Source organism: Myxococcus sp. AB025B (assembly GCF_006518215.1).
GTDB lineage: Bacteria > Myxococcota > Myxococcia > Myxococcales > Myxococcaceae > Myxococcus > Myxococcus fulvus.
On the sequence record NZ_SRLW01000532.1, the window covers coordinates 1 to 3249 of the forward strand.

General features: G+C 70.4%; 3 protein-coding genes. All 3 read left to right on the top strand.

Features of this window, described 5'->3' with window-relative positions; all coding sequences use genetic code 11:
• Window positions 1–458 (top strand): TrkA C-terminal domain-containing protein (locus FL311_RS42115; protein WP_305036190.1); only part of this gene is annotated, 458 nt, incomplete at its 5' end.
• A 109-nt stretch (window positions 459–567) separates the two neighbouring features.
• Window positions 568–2352, top strand: a complete 1785-nt coding sequence (locus FL311_RS42120) for a monovalent cation:proton antiporter-2 (CPA2) family protein (RefSeq protein WP_141333240.1) — start codon at window positions 568–570, stop codon at window positions 2350–2352.
• A gap of 168 nt (window positions 2353–2520) precedes the next feature.
• Window positions 2521–3249, top strand: a 729-nt coding sequence (locus FL311_RS42125) for a hypothetical protein (RefSeq protein WP_141333241.1), incomplete at its 3' end; no start/stop codon positions are given.

Below are 3249 nucleotides of genomic sequence, written 5' to 3' on the forward strand. Positions count from 1 at the left end.
GGGTGGGGTTGAGGGGCGCGGTGCCCATCATCCTGGCGACGTTCCCGGTGCTGGCGAACGCGCCGGGCTCGCGGGACATCTTCAACATCGTGTTCTTCATCGTGGTGGTGAACGGGCTCATCCCCGGGGCGACGGTGCCGTGGGTGACGAAGAAGCTGGGCCTGGCGGCCAACGTGCCCGAGCCGCCCCAGGCGGTGCTGGAGATTGCGTCCACGCAGCTGCTCAAGGGGGAGCTGAGCTCGTTCTACATCGACAAGGCGTCGGCGGTGGCGGGCGAGCGGCTGGCGGACCTGCCCTTCCCGCCGGGCTCGGCCGCGATGCTGCTGGTGCGTGGGCAGGAGCTGCTCGCGCCCAAGGGCGACACCGTGTTCCAGCCCGGTGACCACGTGTATGTCTTCGGCCACGCGGAGGACCTGCCGCTGTTGCGCCTGCTCTTCGGGCAGCAGGAGGACGAGTAGGCGCGCGTGCGCTGGACCCGGCCGGGGCGCCGATGCTTTGTCGTCGAAATCGGCGCGGCGCCGTGGCTGTGATTGCTCATCCCTGGCGTCCGTGCCAGGAAGCCGGTTCATGTCCTTCCTGCATCAGGCGCTGGTGTTCCTGGCGGCCGCGGTGGTGTCCGTCCCGCTGTTCAAACGGCTCGGCCTGGGCTCGGTGCTGGGCTACCTCGTCGCGGGCGCCGTCATCGGCCCCTCGGGCGCGAAGCTCATCGGCGACGTGCAGAACGTGCTCCACTTCTCCGAGCTGGGCGTGGTGCTGCTGCTGTTCGTCATCGGCCTGGAGCTGCAACCCTCGCGCCTGTGGAACCTTCGCCACTCCGTCTTCGGCGTGGGCGGCGCCCAGGTCGTCGTCACCGGCGCCCTGCTCGCGAGCGTCTGCTGGCTGTTCGGCCTGTCCCCCGGCGCGTCCATCATCGCGGGCTTCGGCCTGTCGCTGTCCTCCACCGCCTTCGCCCTGCAGCTGCTCGCCGAGCGCAACCAGCTCACCACCGGCTACGGACGCCTCGCCTTCGGCATCCTCCTGTTCCAGGACCTGGCCGTCATCCCGCTGCTCGCGCTGCTGCCCCTGCTGGGCCAGGCGAGCACCGCGTCACCCGAGCCCGGCTGGCTCACCGGCCTCAAGGTCGTGGCCGTGCTCACGGGCGTGGTGCTCGCGGGCCGCTTCCTCTTGCGCCCCCTCTTCCGCGCCGTGGCCTCGTTCCACAGCCAGGAGCTGTTCACCGCCACCGCGCTGCTCGTCGTCGTGGGCACCGCCGCCCTGCTCCACGCCGTGGGCCTGTCCATGGCGCTCGGCGCGTTCCTGGCCGGCGTGCTCCTGTCCGAGTCCGAGTACCGCCACGAGCTGGAGGCCGACATCGAGCCCTTCAAGGGCCTGCTGCTCGGCCTGTTCTTCATCGCCGTGGGCATGAGCGTCAACCTGCGCCTCATCGTCGAGCAGCCCGTGCTCATCACCGCCCTCGTCCTGGGGCTGGTGGCCCTCAAGGGCGCCGTGCTCTACGGCCTGGGCCGCTTCAGCCTCAAGCAGAACGAGCCGTCGCTCAGCCTGGGCGTGGTCATCTCCCAGGGCGGCGAGTTCGCCTTCGTCCTCTTCGCGCTCGCCGTGTCCTTCCACGTCATGAGCGCCCAGGAGGCGGACCTGCTCGTCGTCGTCGTGGGCCTGTCCATGGCCACCACCCCCGTGCTCTACGCGGCCTACGAGCGCTACGTCCGCCCCCGCTTCCAGAAGAAGGCCCAGACGCGCGAGTTCGACGTGGCGCCCCAGGAGGACCACCCCGTCATCATCGCCGGCTTCGGCCGCGTGGGTCAGGTGGTGGGCCGGCTCCTGCGCGCCAAGCGCATCGGGTTCACCGCCATCGACGCGAGCCCCGAGCACATCGACTTCATGAAGCGCTTCGGCAGCCAGGTGTTCTACGGCGACGCGTCCCGGCTGGACCTGCTGCGCGCCGCCCGCGCCGACAAGGCCCGCGTCTTCGTGCTCGCCATCGACGACCTGGAGGCGTCCCTGCGCACCGCGAAGACGGTGAAGGAGCACTTCCCCCACCTGGTCATCTTCGCGCGCGCCCGAAACCGCGTGCACGCGTACCAGCTGCTGGACCTGGGCATCGAGCACGTCATGCGGGAGACCTTCGCCGGCAGCATGGAGCTGGGCGGCGACATCCTCCAGACGATGGGGCTCACCTTCTCCGAGAGCCACCGCGTCATGGAGCGCCTGCGAGAGCACGACGAGAAGCTCCTGCGCGAGACGGCCCGCTTCCACCGCGACGAGGCCAGACTGGTGGAGGCCGCCGCCCGCGCCCGCGAGGAGCTGGAGCGCCTGTTCGAACAGGACGACGCCGAGCAGAAGAAGTCCGCCTGAGCCCGGGGACGGGGCGACGCCGCGGCGTCTTGCCTGGACGAAGGCGCGTTCACAGAGGACGCGCCTGCGCGCCACCACGCGGCGCATCACCCACCCCACACCCTCCGACGCAGGGCTGGTTCACGCATTGCACGACCCGCGCCTCCACCCCTTCGGAGGTACGGCCGCATGCACGGACTCAACAAGAGGTTCAACGCAGACCCGATGGCCTTCTTGAACCGGTTCATCCTGGTCACGCTTCCGGCGCAGCCCTGTCCCACGTGCCATTGCGTGATGGACCTGGGGCAAGGCAACTGGGCTGGCAACAACGTCTATGCGCGCCCGGAGCCCATGGTGCTCACGTTCGACTTCGTCGCGGGCGCCTTCGCCGGCAACATCCCCGCGGGGCAGACCTTCGACATGGCCCTGGGGGCCGCGGCGCCCGCCGGTCTGGCCTTCGACAACCCGGCCGCCAACTACGCGGCGCTGCAGGTGATGAAGGTCGGGCTCGCCCGGGTCGCGAACCCGGTGGGATGGATGACCCGTCAGTACCAGGCCTATTGGTTGCCCTGGGCGACCGCTGGAGCGAACGAGCTCCATCTGAATGACCCGAACGTCCGGTTCTTCTTCACGGCCATGTTCAGCGGCTGCACGTTCTGCGTCGCCACGCCCGCGGGCGCCAACGGGCCCGCCAACGTCTGGGTGACACACATCGCCTGGAACCCTGGCGCCAACGCACCGGCGGCCTGGGGCGGGGCGCCGCTCGCGGGCGGCAACGTGGATGCGCAGCGACTCAGCGCGGAGCGCGCCTTCTACACGACGCGCATGGGCGCGGGCACCCACGTGCGCTCGGTGGCCCTGCGACCGGATCCCCTGCCCGCCTTCGGCGTCGTGCCCCCCGTTCCCGCCGCCCCCATC